A 17032-nucleotide genomic window follows, 5' to 3' on the forward strand; every position below is an offset into this window, starting at 1 on the left:
GCAAAGGTATGATGCGATTTCTAGTGGTTTGTTTGTTGATGTTTTGTAGCACGTCGGTGTTTGCATCTATCACCGAGTACGTTGTCAAACAATGGAATATCCAAAATGGCTTGCCATCACAATCATTAAAAAGCATTGCGCAAGACGAACAGGGTTATATGTGGCTAGGCACCCAGTTTGGTCTTAGTCGTTTTGACGGTAATACATTTACTAACTTTAATACACAAAATAGCGATTTTTTACCAAGCAATGGTATCAACAAGTTATTAGTTGATAGTGATGGTTTGCTGTGGGTTGGCACCAAAAATGGGTTAGTCACACTCGACCCCGAAACCATGATGTCGCAAACTTTCAATGTGAAAGGCCCCGTGCGGGATATTTTAGAAGACTCAAAGGGCAGTATTTGGATTGCTGCGAATGGTCTTTATTATGTCGCTCGTAATCAGGTAGCACTGCAACAGAACTCAGCGTTAAGTGTTCCGGTGTCTAACGCGACCGCAATCACGCAAATTGTGGGTTCTGTCAGTCAAATGGCGCTCTCTCCTGAAGGAATTTGGCTGGTAAATGAACGTCACTTACTGCGCTTAACCAATACCTCATCTGATTTTGCGAAACTGCGCTTAGAGTTAACCGCAAAAGTCTCACTTCCCGAGCGTTTAGCACAAACGATTATCCATGATATGGCTTGGCTTGAAGGTAACTTGTATCTTGCTTCTGAGCTGGGTGCTTACTTTCTTGATTTAGACGATGAACTACGCCCATTTCCTTTGCCTAATGCGAGTAACTCGGCGGTGTATAAATTCATGAGTGACTCCGATGGGGCATTGTGGATCTCAACTTATGGGCGACTCTTGTTCCGTGATAACTCGGGTGACTGGCAATGGGTAGAGCCGAGCCAACTTGATCAAAGTATTTGGTTTGCAGATATCTTCCGCGATAACCAAAATAATATTTGGTTAGCAAGCTTTAGTGAAGGTTTATGGCTTGCACATGAAGGGCGTATTGAGCGCCACTCAGCAATTTCTAACATGACCGAGGCGGTAATGGCGATAAGCCAAGCCCCCGACGGCAAGCTGTGGGTTGCTAACCGAAGTGGTGTTGGCTATTTCGATTACAATAAAAACTTTGTTAACAAAATCCCTAGTAATCAATTTGGTCGTGCCGCCGTGCACGATTTGCAGTTTGATGGTGATCGCCTTTATATCGCAACAGGTCGTGGCGTTTTTTATTACGAGAACCAAAGTTTATATACGGTGCCCGGCCGTGCATTACGAGACAACCCAGTGTTTGCTATTAGTCGCTCCAATAAAGGAGGATTTTGGTTAGGGACTGGGCGCGGTATGTATCGTTTAAGTTACGGGGGGCTTACTCCATTTGCCTATAACGCGTTCCTTGGTAGTAAATTTATTACTTATGTACTTGATGAACAGAACTTTGGTCTTATCGGAACCAGTAAAGGAGCTTACTACTTTACCGACCGCGGTATTGAAAAAATAGGCGACCAAACAAGCTTAGAAAGTGCCTACGTCACCAGTATTTTAAACATTGAAGGGGTTGGCATTTTAATAGGCTCATTAAATGACGGCTTATTTTATCGCAGTACAAAAGGGCAGTGGCGGCAGCTTGATGCCACCGATGGTTTACCTTATGGCTCTATTTTTAGTCTAGTGTATGACAAGCAGTTGAAGCGTATTTGGGTTAGTACCATGAAAGGCGTATACCGTATGCCGGTTGAACAGTTTGGTACTGATATTGAAAGCTTGAAAGTGGAGCAGGTTATCTCATCGTTTGATCGTCAACTCGATGGTAAAGCGAGTCAATGTTGTGCGGGGCTTGGCCATGATGCGGTTGCAGATACAGGAAATTCAATTTGGTATCCAAGCTTGCAAGGTGTTGTTGAGATTCCGAAAAGTGTAGAGCTTTTTGGAGTGAAAGCATTAAAGCCACGCATTGAAAATATTGTTACTCCATTGCGCCATTTGAGCACCGCAACATTAGGTAACAAACCTGAGCTGCAAATAGATGAGCGTGACATAACGATTAAGTACACAGCGATTGATTACTATGCGCCTTCGAGTATTGAATTTCGTTATCGATTAAGCGGATTAGACAATGATTGGCGATACGCGAATACGCGACGTGAAGCTATTTATACTAACTTACCCCCAGGTTCTTTCTTATTTCAACTTGAAGCAAAACGCCGGGGTGAAGATTGGAAAAAAGCACGCCGAACAGAGTATTCATTTATTGTACCGCGCCGCTTTGATGAGACTATTTACTTTAGGTTGCTGATCACCAGCAGCTTTATTCTATTGTTTTATCTTGTATTCTGGGTGTTTAGAGCGCAAGAGAAGCGTAAGCAATTGGCGCTGGAAAGTTTAGTTACTGAGCGTACCGTAGAGCTTCGTGAGGCTAACGATAAACTTAACCAAGTGAACTCGCAGCTTAAGTTAGTCAGCCACTCTGATGAGCTAACGGGGCTTCGTAGTCGTCGCTTCTTATTTGATCAATTACCGAAAGACATTGAACACTTTCAGCGAAATTCACAGTCATTGCAGGCACAAGGTAAATCGTTGGTACTGTTAATTATTAATTTTGATAATTTTAGCCGTATTAATGACGCGTATGGTCCGCTTGCAGGCGACAGCTGTTTACAACAAATGGCTACGTTGCTTAATAGCCGTACTCAAGGTTCCGACTACGTGGCTCGATGGAGCGGCGATGAGTTTTTACTCTTACTGCGCGATTTTAAACGCACCGCGATAGATGATTATGTTGCAGAATTATGTGAAGCAGTGGCGAGTAACTCATTTAGGTTACCAAATGGTGAGTCGACAACAATCACCGCATCAATCGGTTGGTCGTTTTATCCATTGCCTTTATTAGGCGGCCAAGTAATTGGCTGGGAAACGTCTGTCAATTTAGCTGATATTGCACTGCATCAAGTTAAAAAGCGCGGGGGTGATGGTGTGGCTAATATTACCTTTGATGAGCAGCTAGATGCATTTGAGTTTGAACAAACCAATAATGTTGATCAGCAACTCAGTGTTTTACAAGAGAATGGCCTAGCAGACATCAAGATTTGGATGCGCTAGATATGATTTTTTGATTTACTAATATATAGTGGTGATAACATTTTGTTGGAGTTGTATTTAAAAGGAATGAAATATGAAAACAATGAAAGTAATTTTAATTTCCCTTTTGTGTCTTTATTCGTTTAGTGGTGTAGCAGATATTCAATCTGAGGCTTTTTTTTGCAAGCAATGTACAAGTAAAGACATTGCTAGAACAATAGCAAAAAATGAGTACGTAAACCCTAAGAAGTGTTACCCAGAAGACCCTAACCGTCCAATGAACGATGCTAATATGATTTGTAGCTCTGTTCAGAAAAATGTGGTTTTAGTTAACCCTGACACGAAAGCTGTTTATAGTTTTTTATTAGGGCACAGTAACGTTGCTCCAATTTTTCCTACCCTAGCATTAGACATGACACTGAGCCAGAATCAAATTGAAGGCTACCAAGCTGTTGTTGATTACAATGCTGCGCTTAATTATGCAGTAAGCAATATTCAAAATTATAAAGCAATTAACTCTCAGTATTTAATGACTTTTAATGCAAAGGCTACGCGTACATCTTCATCGGCATCTTGCCCAGATAATTCAGCTTTATCCATCATAGTCGAGCCGAATAAAATAAATCAGCTCAAAGAGTTGATGAATTTATCTCTAATGTTTAACTTAGAAAGTTCTCCAAGCGCAGACGTCTTAGATCGTATTAACAATTCAGGGCGAGTCAGCTCCACTAGTGTTGGAGTTAACCTAATGGGTGTAAATTTCACCGTACAATACACTGATGAAACGAAAAAGCCTACCCTAATTTGGGAGTTTGAACAAAGCGAAAAAGAAAGTTCGTTCAAAGATGGTTTAGTTTTTGATTATGAAATCTACCTTCATGATTCTAATGGCGCGCCACGTGCCCGTTACACTATTATTGATGAAGCATCGAGAGTTGCAGGCATGACTCTTTCAGCTCTAAAAGGGCATGATGCAGGACCTTCAGTAATTGACAATGAATGTACTCTAGATAAGTTAGCAGAATTGAATGAAACAGGCATGTTCACTAATTCAAATGGAGATGTTTTAGGTTTTAATGGTTCAGATGGGGCTACAAATACTGTAATTAACGGTGCTGGAAGCGGTAGAACATGCACAATCTTTTTTCAGCAATATGGAACTGGTGACACTATAGTATTCCGTGTTCCTAGGTCAATGTGTAATTAAAAATGCCTTGTCTATTACTAGAGAAGGCATTGTGAGGCTAACCAGGGCGCTTGTTACCTAAGCCCCCTTTTTAGTTTTAATGGTTAAGCCAAGCCGGTAAAATAGCCACTGACTCTGGTGCCGTGAATGAGTAACTCACAGTCGCGGCAATATCACCACTTGGGCTATTTAAAATATTATCGAAGCGCATTACCAAACCATTCGACTTTTCAGCGACATATAAATGGTTGCCTGTATACATAATATCAACGGGGTTACCAAGCTGACTAGCTGGCCCTGCAATGTTGACGCTTACATTGGTTAAGCCGCTTGCTTTTGATGCGTTATTTAACACGTAAATTTTACCGTCGGTAGCATCGGCTGCACTGCCTACATCAGACACTATCAATGAATCACTTAGAGGATCATAATCAATACCATGAAGGTTAGTTGGCGCTGCAAACGCCGTACCGCCGGATGCTGGTGTGATCAAACGGTCTTCTCCAGTGATGGTTGTCATGCCTGCCATTAATTTGCTTTTCACTTCGTCAAATACTGCAACTGTGCCATTAGTCAGGGCAACAAATGCTTTGTCTGTTGCAGGGTCATAATCAACATCCCATGGGCGAGCACCGCCGTTGGCTGTTAAAGTCATGAGTGGGCTAACATTGCCCGTTGCACAGCTCGAAAAGATTAAAATACCAGGGGTTGTGGCATTAAATTCAGCCACAAATACCATGCCATTATCAGAGGCCACATCGATACCTTTAGGTGAAATGATACCTGTATTTGCTCCAGTGATTAGTCTGTCTTGGCTGGTTGTAAATGTGTCGCCATCACGATGTGTTGCTACTTTGTTCGAGACAACGAGACCGCCTATTGATGTCGTTGCATTATCGTACGTGGCATAGCTTGTCCCTGATTTGTCGAAGGCGACACTTTCAATGGTTTGACTTGCATTATAGCTGGCAAGCTCTGCAGTCAAGGGGGCATTAATACGACTAATTTGACCGGTTGTAGCGCCTAGTACAGCTGGGTTACTACTGACAGCAACGCCCAATAATGGCATGTTAATCATGACGCTGTCAGAGCTATCTTGCATACCATTGTGCATGACTGTAGGTGTGATTGATTCAGGCTTTGTGGTTGCTGTCACTAAGTCAGGAGCAATATCACCGCTGTCACCAGCGAAAATATTGCTAAACACGAGTACGGCATCATTTGATTTTTCGGCAACACGTAAATCACTGCCTGTCAGACTAATATCAACCGGATTGCCAAGCATAGACATTGGGCCTGCGATATGGCGGTCAACTGTGACCATGCCATCAGCCTGTGATGCATTTGAAATAACAAAGAGTGCACCGTCGGTTGCATCAGATGCACTTCCTACATCAGAGAGTACTAATTTATTAGTATGTGATTCAAGCGAGATGCCATGAAGGTTCACTGATATTTTGGCGCCGGTTTCATCGCTAGGGGTAATTGTCCGCGCGGGTGTAGCTGCAAAGCCGCCCATTACATAGTTATCATATACGGCCACATCACCATTAGTTAGTGCAACGTATAATCGGTCGTTAATTTCATCGTAGGTTAAATCCCACGGTTTTGCGTCTGTCACTGTGCTGGCCAGTGGTGCAACATCTCCTGCGGCTTCTTTACCGAACACCGTTACTTGCATACCATTAAAGTCAGCAGCAAAAATTAGCCCGTGCTTGTTTGAAATAGTGATGCCTTTGGGGTTGACTAAGGTGCTGTTTGTACCTGATATCATTCTATCAACGTCACTGTTATACATCCCGCCATCACCTCGGCTGAGAATCTGACACACTGTGCTGATTGCCCCATTGCCCGAATCGGCTGCTTGTACAAGGTTACCTAAACTGTCGAATACGACACCTTCATTTGCCCCAGTGTTAAAACTTGAAAGCTTAGCGGCATTTTGATTGATAACATTGATTGTTCCCGCATTTTCTTGGCCATTATTAGCGAGAATAAAGGTGGCAGCTGCAAAACCGGGTGCACCATCGTTACCATCCATACCGTCTGAACCATCAGTGCCATTTGTACCATCTTGACCGTTAACACCATTGGCTCCGTCAGCACCATCTTGACCTGCAACACCCTGAGCACCCATCGCACCGTCTTTACCGTCGTCACCACTACATCCACTTACGCCGAGTAACACGGCTAGTGTTAATGCACAAAGAGTAAATTTTGTTAGTGTTGAATCTGTGTGAGTATGTAGTGCTATTTCATCATTTTTAAACGCTTTCATTTGTTCATACCTTATTTAATAATCCATCAAAAAGTGAACAGACAACGTGTAGTGCTCAGAACCGCTTTCAAAAGCATAACCCTTGCTCACGAGTTAACCTCATTGAGTAAACGGGGAAGGAGGGAGATTGGATGCAGGAAAAAATAACTTTTTTAGTGTTTGTTTTTATGTTATTGATTTTAAAATTAAAAAAAGGAGCATTATGCTCCTTTTTATTTGAACTGATTGTGTAAGTTAAGCAATAAAGGCTTTAATGCTGGCTAAAATACCGTTTGCATCTAGGCCCATTTCGGCATGCATTTCTTCCTGCGTACCGTGCTTTATAAACTCATCAGGGATACCCAAATTCAAGATAGATGCATTGGCTTTAATGGTAGCAAGGTATTCATTAACTGCAGAACCTGCACCGCCAGCAATCGCGTTGTCCTCGAGAGTTACAATCACATCGTGCTCGCTTAGTAAGTCGCTAATTGCCTGTGTATCGAGTGGCTTAATAAAGCGCATATCAAGCAGAGTTGCATTTAATGCTTCTGCGGCAAGCTGTGCATTATCTAACAAGGTTCCAAATGATAATATGGCCACCTTGTTTCCTTGTTTTATTGTACGGGCTTTACCAAGTTCAATTGCATGCATCTGTGCTTGCACTTCACAATGGCCAGCGCTACCGCGCGGATAACGTACCGCAACTGGTTGATTACATTGATAGCCAGTATAAAGCATTTGGCGGCATTCATTGGTGTCACTCGGTGCCATGATGATCATGTTTGGTATACAGCGCATAAAGCTTAAATCGTAAGCTCCTTGGTGTGTTTCACCGTCGGCGCCAACAATACCTGCACGGTCAATGGCAAATAAAACAGGGAGGTTTTGCAGTGCAACATCATGAATTAGTTGGTCATAGGCACGTTGTAAGAAACTAGAGTAAATAGCAACGACAGGCTTTAAGCCTTCGCACGCAAAACCTGCAGCGAGTGTCACGGCGTGTTGTTCTGCAATGGCAACATCGAAGTACTGGTTAGGAAACTCTTTTGAAAAGCGTACCATGCCCGAGCCTTCTCGCATTGCAGGGGTAATTGCCATGAGTTTGTCGTCTTGTTTTGCCATGTCACAAAGCCAATCACCAAACACATTCGAGAATGTGGCTGCGCCCGGTTTTGATTTAGGCAATTTTGACATGCTAGGGTCAAATTTAGGTACGCCATGGTAGCCAATAGGATCCGCTTCAGCAGGTTTATAACCTTTACCTTTTTGCGTTTTTATATGCAGTAATTGCGGCCCTTTAAGGTTACGCATATTACGCAGGGTATCGACCAACATATTCACGTCGTGGCCATCTATTGGGCCGATATAGTTTAAACCTAACTCTTCAAAGAAAGTGCCTGGAATGACCATGCCTTTCAAGTGCTCTTCCATTCGGCTGGCAAGTTCTTTTACGGGCGGTAAACCCGAAAGTAGCTTTTTACTGCCTTCTCGGATATTGGTATAGAAACTACCTGATAAAATGCGAGCGAAGTGGTTGTTTAATGCGCCCACGTTTTCTGAAATCGACATTTCGTTATCATTTAAGATAATCAGCACATTTGGGTTTACATCACCCATGTGGTTCATCGCTTCAAATGCCATACCCGCAGTAATGGCACCATCACCAATTACGGCAACTGTTTTTCGATCTTTACCTTCTTTTTCTGCCGCAATTGCCATGCCTAGGGCTGCAGAAATAGAGGTGCTAGAGTGACCTACACTGAATGTATCGTATTTACTTTCTTCACGGAATGGGAAAGGGTGTAAGCCATCCTTTTGACGAATCGTATGCATTTGGTCACGACGACCCGTTAAGATTTTGTGTGGGTATGCTTGGTGACCCACATCCCATACTAAACGATCTTCAGGGGTGTTATAGACATAATGCAGCGCAACAGTTAACTCAACAGTGCCTAATCCTGATGCTAAATGACCACTACTTTGCGAAACTGAGTTCAAAAGGTATTCACGTAACTCTTTACTAAACGCAGGTAATTTGTCTTGCGCTAAATCACGCAGTTGTGCTGGTTCGTCAACCAAACTTAATAATGGATACTTGCTACTATCAAGTGTCATGTTTTTTATACATCCTTCGCTAACCAGAGTGCATTATAGCCCATAGCGGCTCTGATTTTTTAGTTATTTTGTCTTTCTTTTGTAGGCACTAATATTTACGTTCAACTATATAGCTGGCAAGGCTTGCCAACTCATTTGTGTCGTAATCTATTGCCTCTAGAGCCTGATGAGCTTGGGCAAGTAAATCTTGCGCTTTTTGTTTAGCACCTGCCATGCCTAATAAAGCAGGGTAGGTTGCTTTATTAGCCGCAATATCTGACCCTTGAGGCTTTCCTAATGTTTCAGTATCAGCTTCAACGTCTAGGATATCGTCTTGTACCTGAAAAGCCAGACCTATCGCTTGACCAAATAGATTTAGTTGCTGCAATGTATGCTGATCACAGTGAGTCGCGCACAAAGCTCCCAGTGTAATTGCACAATTTAAAAGCGCCCCGGTTTTCAGTTGGTGGATACGTTCCAATTGCTCAACACTGATCACTTGATCGGTAGAGACAATATCCAGTGCTTGTCCCCCAACCATACCTTCAATACCTGAGGCTTTGCTTAATGAGGCTATCATTTTAACCTGTTGTGTCGCTGGCACCGTAAATTGATGATTAGCAATTAAATCAAATGCAAGCGTTTGCAGTGCATCGCCGGCTAAAATAGCCTGTGCTTCGCCATAAACAATGTGGCAAGTTGGTCGGCCTCGGCGTAAATCATCATCGTCCATTGCTGGCAAATCATCGTGTACAAGTGAGTAACTATGGATACACTCAATGGCTGCTGCAAGTACATCTAAATCGGCTTTGTTTGCTCCCATCATACGACCGGTTGCGTAAACAAGGTACGGCCGTAAACGCTTCCCCCCATTTAAAACACCATAATGGGTTGCGTCTTTAATTGTTTGTTCGGTATTAAGTGGCTGATCAAAATAGCGATTTAACATGGCTTCAACATCGTGTTGAGCACGTTGTAGTTGTTCTTTTAATTGCACTGAATTAGTCCAGGTTTGAATCAAAGTTGCTCAGAGGAGCTTGGCTATCGTTGCCCATTAAAATGGCCACTTTTTGTTCTGCTTGCTGTAATTTACCTGATGAGGCATTTGCCAGTACAATACCACGTTCAAACTGTTTAAGTGACTGTTCTAAAGACAGTTCACCTTGCTCCATTTGCACAACTATTTGAGATAATTCATCCAGCGCTTCTTCAAAGCTTAAGTTTTCTGGTTTCTTTGCCGCCATTGTGGCCTCGATAGCTATTAGAAAGTGAGGCCAATTTTAGGGGGAATGCTAAACTAGGTCAAAGAATGATGTGTTTTTTTACGCATAAAGCGATTTCGATATGCTATTTTTACGCTTTTAGATACAGCTTAAACTTGTAGCTTAAAAATCTTACATTAAAATAAAATTAATTCATTTAATGATTTAAGTAATTCAATTGCTTGCCGATAAGCAGTTAATAATAAAAATTTGATGCCTGAGGGTGTCGTGTTATTTTCCTCTGGAGGGGTATGTGGATTTAGCAACCATAATAGGTATTCTTGGTGCCATAGGCTTAATTGCTATGTCGATGGTGTTAAGTAGTGACGGCCAAGTTGCAATGTTTTACAACACACCTTCGGTGGTCATTGTATTCGGTGGCTCGATTTTTATTGTGTTATCAAACTTCACCATGGGACAGTTTTTGGGGATAGGGAAGGTTGCAGCTAAAGCCTTCATGTTCAAAATTGAATCTCCAGAAGAGTTAATTGAAAAAGCAGTTGAACTAGCTGACTCTGCACGTAAAGGTGGCTTTCTCGCGCTGGAAGAGGCTGATATCCCCAATGCGTTCATGCGAAAAGGGGTTGATATGCTGGTTGATGGTCATGATGCCGATGTTGTGAGGGCTACGCTACAAAAAGATATTTCTTTGACATCTGCACGTCATGAACATGGTGCCACTTTATTTAAATCGCTTGCTGATATCGCCCCGGCAATGGGTATGATTGGTACGCTGATAGGGTTGGTTGCGATGTTATCAAACATGGATGACCCTAAAGCGATTGGTCCTGCTATGGCGGTGGCCTTACTTACCACCTTATACGGTGCATTTTTAGCGAATGTTATTGCTATTCCTATTCAGGTAAAGCTTGAGCTTCGTAAAGACGAAGAAGCACTAAACCAGCGCCTCATTTTGGATGCGGTTTTAGGCATACAAGATGGTCAAAACCCGAAAGTAATTGAAGGGATTTTGAAAAACTATTTAGCCGAATCTAAACGTAAAGTAGATACTGAGGAGTAGGCATGTCTGATCAAGAGTGCAAATGTCCGCCCCCTGGCCTGCCAGCTTGGATGGGCACGTTTGCTGACTTAATGTCGTTATTAATGTGCTTCTTTGTACTCTTACTTGCTTTCTCAGAAATGGATGTACTTAAGTTTAAGCAAATAGCAGGCTCGATGAAGTTTGCTTTTGGTGTGCAAAATAAGATTGAAGTAAAAGATATTCCCAAAGGAACCTCGGTGATTGCAATGGAGTTCACGCCAGGTAAACCTGAGCCCACGCCGATTGAAACGATTCAACAACAAACCGTCGAAATGACTCAGCAAATGTTAGAGTTTCAAGCGGGTGATGAAAGCTCTGCTGGTGGTCGCCAAGAGCAACGAGGTAACAAGCGCGGTGGTGAATCGCAAAGTACTGCGCAAGAGCAAGCGATGGAGCAGTCAATTTCAGCGGCTGATCAAGAGCAAACTAATGAGCTTGTGAAAAAAATTGCTCAGCAATTAGAGCAACAGATTATGGATGGGGCGATTGAGCTTGAGTCGCTTGGTCAGCAAATTATTATCCGTATTCGTGAAAATGGCTCGTTCCCATCGGGCAGCGCATTTTTACAGCCTAAATTTAAACCTATCATTCGTGATATAGCGACCTTACTTAAAGACGTACCTGGTGAAATTACGGTGTCTGGCCATACCGATGATTTTCAGGTTTCTAATGAGCTATACACCAATAACTGGGATTTATCTTCGAAAAGAGCGGTGGCGGTTGCCAGTGAAATGGAAAAAGCCTCAGGTTTCGATAAGTCGCGCATGGTGGTTGTCGGGCATGCTGAAACACGGCCGCTTGTTCCCAATGTGACCGATGAAGATCGCCGACGTAATCGACGTGTCGAGATCTCTATAATGCAGGGTAAAGCGCACGAGTCAGACCCTATTGATGTGAGACCATAAATCCATTACAGTAAAACTTCGTTAACAGATGTAATGGAGTATACAAATGAAAAAAATAGATAAGTACTGCTACATGCCAGGTAATGGTAGTGGTGATGATGATGATAAAACTGATTAAGGTAGGTAATTTTGCCTGATTGGTTTGGCTCCATCATATCAATATTAAATAATAGCTGGGTATTCATGTTGAGCCCAGCTATTTTCGTTTTCTATCTACAAAAAGACTGGTTTGCCTTTCGGTTTGCACTAATCACAGCCTGCTTCTTTTTATACGGCACGTTGATTCATGACCATTTACGTGGTTTTGATGATATTTATGTCTGGCGCTATGTAGTGTGGGCTTTCAATGATATTGCTTGGATGGCTGTAATTGCGTATTTAGGGATCAAAGATAAAGTTTATTTGTGGCAGAGTGTGTTGGGTCAACTTGTTGTTATTATGGCCCCTATTTTACAACTCTTTCGTTTAGTCGATCGTCACCTTTGGGACTTATCGTACAGCACATATATGTATAAGACGCTGCTGCCTCTCATTAATATTGCTACTGTTATTGTGTGTTATTTACCACTGATTTACTTACTAACACGGCGAGCAAAGCACGCTTAACTTATTCCTAAGTTAAAAACCCTATGCTAGACTACTGTTCATATAAACAGTATCTAGTGTTGCTTTATGAAACTTTACATTGCCGAAAAACCTTCTTTAGCACGCGCTATAGCAGATGCGCTGCCAAAACCTCAAAAAAAGCAGGATGGTTTTATTGAACTTGCCAATGGTGATTGTGTTTCATGGTGTATAGGTCATTTACTTGAGCAAGCTGAACCTGATGAGTACGATGAACGCTTTAAAAAATGGCGTTTCGAACATTTACCTATCGTGCCAGAGCAATGGCAACTAAAGCCAAAACCAAAAACGCGCAAACAACTTACCGTTTTAAAAAAGTTAATCAAACAGGCTACTCAGATTGTACACGCAGGCGATCCTGACCGCGAAGGGCAATTACTTGTCGATCAAGTGATCGATCAAGTTAAACTTAGCCAAGCAAAAAAACAGCAAATACAACGTTTACTAATCAGCGATTTAAACTTAAATGCAGTAAAAAAAGCACTCAATAATTTGCGGTCTAATCGCGAGTTTATTCCTTTAAGTGTCTCTGCTTTGGCTCGTTCACGCGCTGATTGGTTATTTGGCATGAATTTGACTCGTGCTTATACATTAGCCGGTCAAAAAGCTGGATTTGGTAATGTGTTATCTGTTGGCCGTGTGCAAACGCCTATTTTAGGTTTAGTCGTCAACCGTGATAATGAAATTGCTAATTTTACAGCCAAGCCTTTTTATGAAGTATTGGCCCATCTAAAAACCCAAAACCAGCAAACATTTACAGCTAAGTGGCAACCGAGTAAAGCGTGTGAGCCGTATCAAGATGACGAAGGTCGCGTGTTGCACCGAGGACTTGCAGAAAATGTTGTATCGCGAATAACTGACCAGCCTGCAACGGTATCAGAACTTGAGCAAAAGCAAAAAAAACAACAAGCACCTTTGCCCTATAACTTATCCGCTTTACAAATAGATGCAGCAAAAGCGTTTTCGATGCCAGCACAAAGTGTGCTCGATATCTGCCAAAATTTATACGAGCGCCATAAATTAATTACTTATCCTCGTTCAGATAATCGTTACTTACCAAAAGATCATCACCGTGAGGCTGCGGGCATTATTGCTGCAATTGCGCATAATGATGGACAACCTAATGAAGCATGCAATAAAGCCGATAGCAGTAAGCGAAGTAAATGTTTTAATGATAGCAAGGTCGCTGCGCATCATGCGATAGTGCCAACAGTTAAACAATTACGTACTGCAGCCTTAAATGCCGATGAGCAAAAGGTTTATAGACTTATTTGTCGCCAATATTTAGCTCAGTTTTATCCAGATTATATTTTTAATGAAACCAAAGTGAGTGTGATGATTGCGGGCGGGCTTTTTAAAACAACAGCTAAGCAAGATGTTAGTCTGGGCTTTAAAGCATTAATGGGTAAAACAGAATTAAAGGACGAACAAACACTTCCTCCATTGGAAAAAGGCCAGCAACTGCATTGTTACGAAGCTCAGCTCGTTGACAAAATGACGTCACCGCCCGCGCATTTCACAGACGCCACTCTATTAAGTGCTATGACGGGCATTAGTCGTTATGTAAAAGATTCAGAAATCAAAAAAATACTGAAAGAAACTGATGGACTTGGAACAGAGGCCACGCGAGCGGGCATTATTGAGTTACTCTTTAAACGACGTTTTCTAAAACGCCAAGGTAAAAGTATTATTGCTACAGAAACAGGGCAAGCGCTTATAAGTGCCTTACCTCTTGCGTTAGCGAGTCCTGATTTAACAGCGAAGTGGGAAGCTTCTTTGAGTAACATTGCTGAACAGCAAATGAGTTATCAGCAATTTTTAACACCGCTACTTGATGAATTGCAGCAACTTGTTGAACAAGCCAAACACTGCGATAGCCAGGTATTCGCGCAACTACCAAAAACGCCACCTAAGCGGCGTTTTAAAAGAAAAGCAAAATCTAAGGCTAAGCCAGCTTAGCCTTAAAACGGTTATTGATTGAATAATGCGACAGCGGCGTTGCTCATCGCAGTTATTCCTGTAGGTAGGGCTTTTTTATAATCTGGCGCAAATTTACTGGAGTGCAGTGAAGGTAAAGTGCTACCCGATTTTATTGCATCATTGTACTGGTTAGGTTCGACACCCCCTAACCAAAATAGCGTGATAGGGACATGGTGCTCTGTACGACCATACAAACCAAAATCTTCACCTGCCATTACTGCATCTGCATCAAGTACATTTTCTTCACCAAGTGCACTGGAAATCGCATTACGTACAACATTTGTTTGTGCGGGATTATTATAAGTTGATGGAATAGACTCATCTTCATGAACGTATACCTCTGGGATTAAGCTTTCATCCAAACCAGCACTCAGTGCAATACCTTTACTAATTCGTTTAATCGCCGCAATTTGCTGCAAACGTACTTCGGGATTATAGCTGCGAAGTGTTAATTGCAGTTTCACTTCATCAGAAATGACATTATGTTTAGAACCACCATGAATAGAGCCAACAGTAATGACCGAGGGTTCTAATGGAGAAAGCTCGCGACTGGTTATTGTTTGTAATGCTAAAACAATGCGCGAAGCGATAACAACGGGGTCAATTGTTGTATGTGGGTAAGCACCATGGCCCCCTTTGCCTTTTACAGTGATATCTACAGAGTCAACACTGGCCATGGTATATTCATTTTTCATACTCACTTTCCCCGCAGGGACGCTCGCACTAACATGCAGCGCAATGACATGATCTGGGGTCGGATATTGAGAGAAAAGTCCTTCTTTTAGCATGGCTTTTGCACCGCCACCAACTTCTTCAGCGGGCTGTGCTACCATCATTAGCGTGCCTTGCCATTGATCTTTGTGAGATATTAATTGCTCTGCGGTCCCAATAAAAGAGCTCATATGGATATCATGGCCACAACCATGCATCACACCAACAGTCGCACCGCTGTCATTTTTCACAGTGACTTTAGAGGCGTAAGGCTTTCCCGTTTGTTCAACAATAGGTAATCCGTCAGTATCTGTGCGGATCATGATAGTTGGGCCTTCACCATTTTTATAAAGGCCAACAACCCCGTAACCACCCACATTATCAGTCACAGTAAAACCAAGCTTTTTAAGTTCTTTTGCTAGTTTTTGACCTGTTTGCTTTTCGTGATAAGACAATTCGGGTGTTTGATGTAAATCTAAATAAAGCTTTTCGATATTTGGCATTGATTGAGTTAGATTTAAATCCAATGATGCGGCGTGAGCAAGTGGACTAAGGAGTACTAATGCAGCACATATGCGCGATAATTTCATAATGACCTCGACTGAGTGGGCTTGTAATTGTTATGTTCGTCACCATATAAAAACCTAAATGAATATATAGTGCAATCGATCACATGAACAATATGATAAATCTTACACCGCAGAATCTGCAGCAAGCATTGGGTGAAACATCTTCAGAAAAAATAGTGCTACTTAGTTTTTATTCTGCACAAAACCCAGAATGTCATCAGCAAGCTGCAATTTTAGAGAAAATAGCCAGTGAATATGGTGAGCATTTATTAGTAGCAACACTAGACTGTGATGTAGAACAAGCGCTGGCGTCGCAATTGGCACAACAAATTGGCTTGCAAGCTTTGCCTACATTAGTATTGCTAAAAGATGCTGCTCCTGTTGATATGTTGCCAGGCGCACAGTCTGAGCAGCAAATTCGTGATGCACTTGCAAAGCATTTACCTGCACAACATGAGTTATTACTTGAGCAAGCTAAACAAGCCTTAATTAATCAAGATCTAAACAATGCTTTTAATTATGCCAAGAAAGCGTATGAGCTAGACCCAAGTCATACGCGCGTAAAATTAGTGCTCGCGGATATTTGTATTCAAATTCATAAATTAGATGATGCGCAAGCTTTATTAGATTCAGTTGATGAAAGCGAGCGCGATGCTTATTTTACAAACATTAAAGCTAAATGTGAGCAGGCATTGGCAGCAACAGACTCACCAGAGATAAAAGCGTTACAAGTAAAAGTAGAAAAGTACCCAAACGATTTAGAAATAAAGCTGGAATTAAGTAATGCATTTAATGGAGCAGGGCGCAAAGAAGAAGCATTAGAGTTATTGTTTAATGTACTTAAGAAAGATCTAAACTTTGCAGATGCAAAACCAACATACCTAGAAATTATTGCTTCATTACCAGATGGTGATGCGTTAGCTTCAAAGTATCGTCGTAAACTCTACAGTATCTTGTATTAATATTTAGAAAATGAAAGAAAGCGTCATTTAAATAAGGGCGCTTTTTTTATTTTTAAAACTTGCTTATTACCTAATTTCGATAATACTTAAGATCCTCTCGAGAAAAGTTGGCTGTATTTTGTACAGCAAACTGTGTTTTTTACTGCCTTTAGCTTGTTTTTTGCGCGAAAGGTAAGTTTTTAGTAGTTTTCTGCAAAAAAGTGCTTGCGTAAAAAATCCATCTCCCTATAATGCGCATCCACTGACACGGCGGGCAGCAACGAAAGACGCTGAACAACGTAGCAGAGAGTTAAGTAAAACTTCGGTTTTAAGTCTTCGAAAGAAAGTTTAAAATTAAGTGTTGACTCGAAAAATTAAGGATGT

At 41.8% G+C, this 17032-nt stretch carries 12 protein-coding genes; 7 read left to right on the top strand and 5 right to left on the bottom strand.

Translation table 11 applies throughout. The features are described from left to right. Window positions 1-8: 8 nt before the first annotated feature. Entirely contained in the window at window positions 9-3095 is a 3087-nt protein-coding gene (locus JIG41_RS17880) for a ligand-binding sensor domain-containing diguanylate cyclase (RefSeq protein WP_065979734.1), read from the top strand. Window positions 3096-3168: 73 nt separating this feature from the next. Next, a complete protein-coding gene (locus tag JIG41_RS17885) occupies window positions 3169-4281 on the top strand; it encodes a hypothetical protein (RefSeq protein WP_036966338.1) in 1113 nt (370 codons plus the stop codon). Between the two features lie 76 nt (window positions 4282-4357). On the opposite strand, the gene JIG41_RS17890 is transcribed toward JIG41_RS17885, so the two are convergent. The 4 genes from JIG41_RS17890 to JIG41_RS17905 all read right to left on the bottom strand — a co-directional run bounded on the left by JIG41_RS17890 (window position 4358) and on the right by JIG41_RS17905 (window position 9858). Beyond that, window positions 4358-6538, bottom strand: coding sequence for a hypothetical protein (locus JIG41_RS17890; protein WP_199525196.1), 2181 nt, complete (start codon window positions 6536-6538; stop codon window positions 4358-4360). 234 nt (window positions 6539-6772) lie between these two features. Continuing rightward, window positions 6773-8635 carry a 1-deoxy-D-xylulose-5-phosphate synthase gene (dxs, locus tag JIG41_RS17895; protein ID WP_065979736.1) on the bottom strand — a complete coding sequence of 621 codons (1863 nt, stop codon included), beginning with the start codon at window positions 8633-8635 and terminating at the stop codon, window positions 6773-6775. An 88-nt stretch (window positions 8636-8723) separates the two neighbouring features. Further along, window positions 8724-9611, bottom strand: coding sequence for a (2E,6E)-farnesyl diphosphate synthase (ispA, locus tag JIG41_RS17900; RefSeq protein ID WP_036966342.1), 888 nt, complete (start codon window positions 9609-9611; stop codon window positions 8724-8726). 4 nt (window positions 9612-9615) lie between these two features. Further along, entirely contained in the window at window positions 9616-9858 is a 243-nt protein-coding gene (locus JIG41_RS17905; RefSeq protein ID WP_199525197.1) for an exodeoxyribonuclease VII small subunit, read from the bottom strand. A 271-nt stretch (window positions 9859-10129) separates the two neighbouring features. Here JIG41_RS17905 and pomA point away from each other — a divergent pair, with 271 nt between their 5' ends. The 4 genes from pomA (at window position 10130) to JIG41_RS17925 (ending at window position 14406) form a co-directional block, all read left to right on the top strand. Continuing rightward, window positions 10130-10897, top strand: a complete 768-nt coding sequence (gene pomA / locus JIG41_RS17910; RefSeq protein ID WP_036966347.1) for a flagellar motor protein PomA — start codon at window positions 10130-10132, stop codon at window positions 10895-10897. A gap of 2 nt (window positions 10898-10899) precedes the next feature. Continuing rightward, window positions 10900-11823 carry a flagellar motor protein MotB gene (locus tag JIG41_RS17915; RefSeq protein ID WP_036966350.1) on the top strand — a complete coding sequence of 308 codons (924 nt, stop codon included), beginning with the start codon at window positions 10900-10902 and terminating at the stop codon, window positions 11821-11823. A gap of 129 nt (window positions 11824-11952) precedes the next feature. After that, window positions 11953-12429 carry a hypothetical protein gene (locus tag JIG41_RS17920; protein WP_036966353.1) on the top strand — a complete coding sequence of 159 codons (477 nt, stop codon included), beginning with the start codon at window positions 11953-11955 and terminating at the stop codon, window positions 12427-12429. Between the two features lie 66 nt (window positions 12430-12495). Further along, a complete protein-coding gene (locus JIG41_RS17925) occupies window positions 12496-14406 on the top strand; it encodes a DNA topoisomerase III (RefSeq protein ID WP_065979737.1) in 1911 nt (636 codons plus the stop codon). 11 nt (window positions 14407-14417) lie between these two features. On the opposite strand, the gene JIG41_RS17930 is transcribed toward JIG41_RS17925, so the two are convergent. Continuing rightward, window positions 14418-15728 carry a M20 family metallopeptidase gene (locus JIG41_RS17930; protein ID WP_074988898.1) on the bottom strand — a complete coding sequence of 437 codons (1311 nt, stop codon included), beginning with the start codon at window positions 15726-15728 and terminating at the stop codon, window positions 14418-14420. Between the two features lie 83 nt (window positions 15729-15811). On the opposite strand from JIG41_RS17930, the gene JIG41_RS17935 reads away from it, so the two are divergent. Continuing rightward, window positions 15812-16669 carry a tetratricopeptide repeat protein gene (locus JIG41_RS17935; RefSeq protein WP_074988897.1) on the top strand — a complete coding sequence of 286 codons (858 nt, stop codon included), beginning with the start codon at window positions 15812-15814 and terminating at the stop codon, window positions 16667-16669. Window positions 16670-17032: the final 363 nt, after the last annotated feature.

It is taken from the genome of Pseudoalteromonas sp. bablab_jr011, from assembly GCF_016464045.1.
Classification (GTDB): domain Bacteria; phylum Pseudomonadota; class Gammaproteobacteria; order Enterobacterales; family Alteromonadaceae; genus Pseudoalteromonas; species Pseudoalteromonas lipolytica.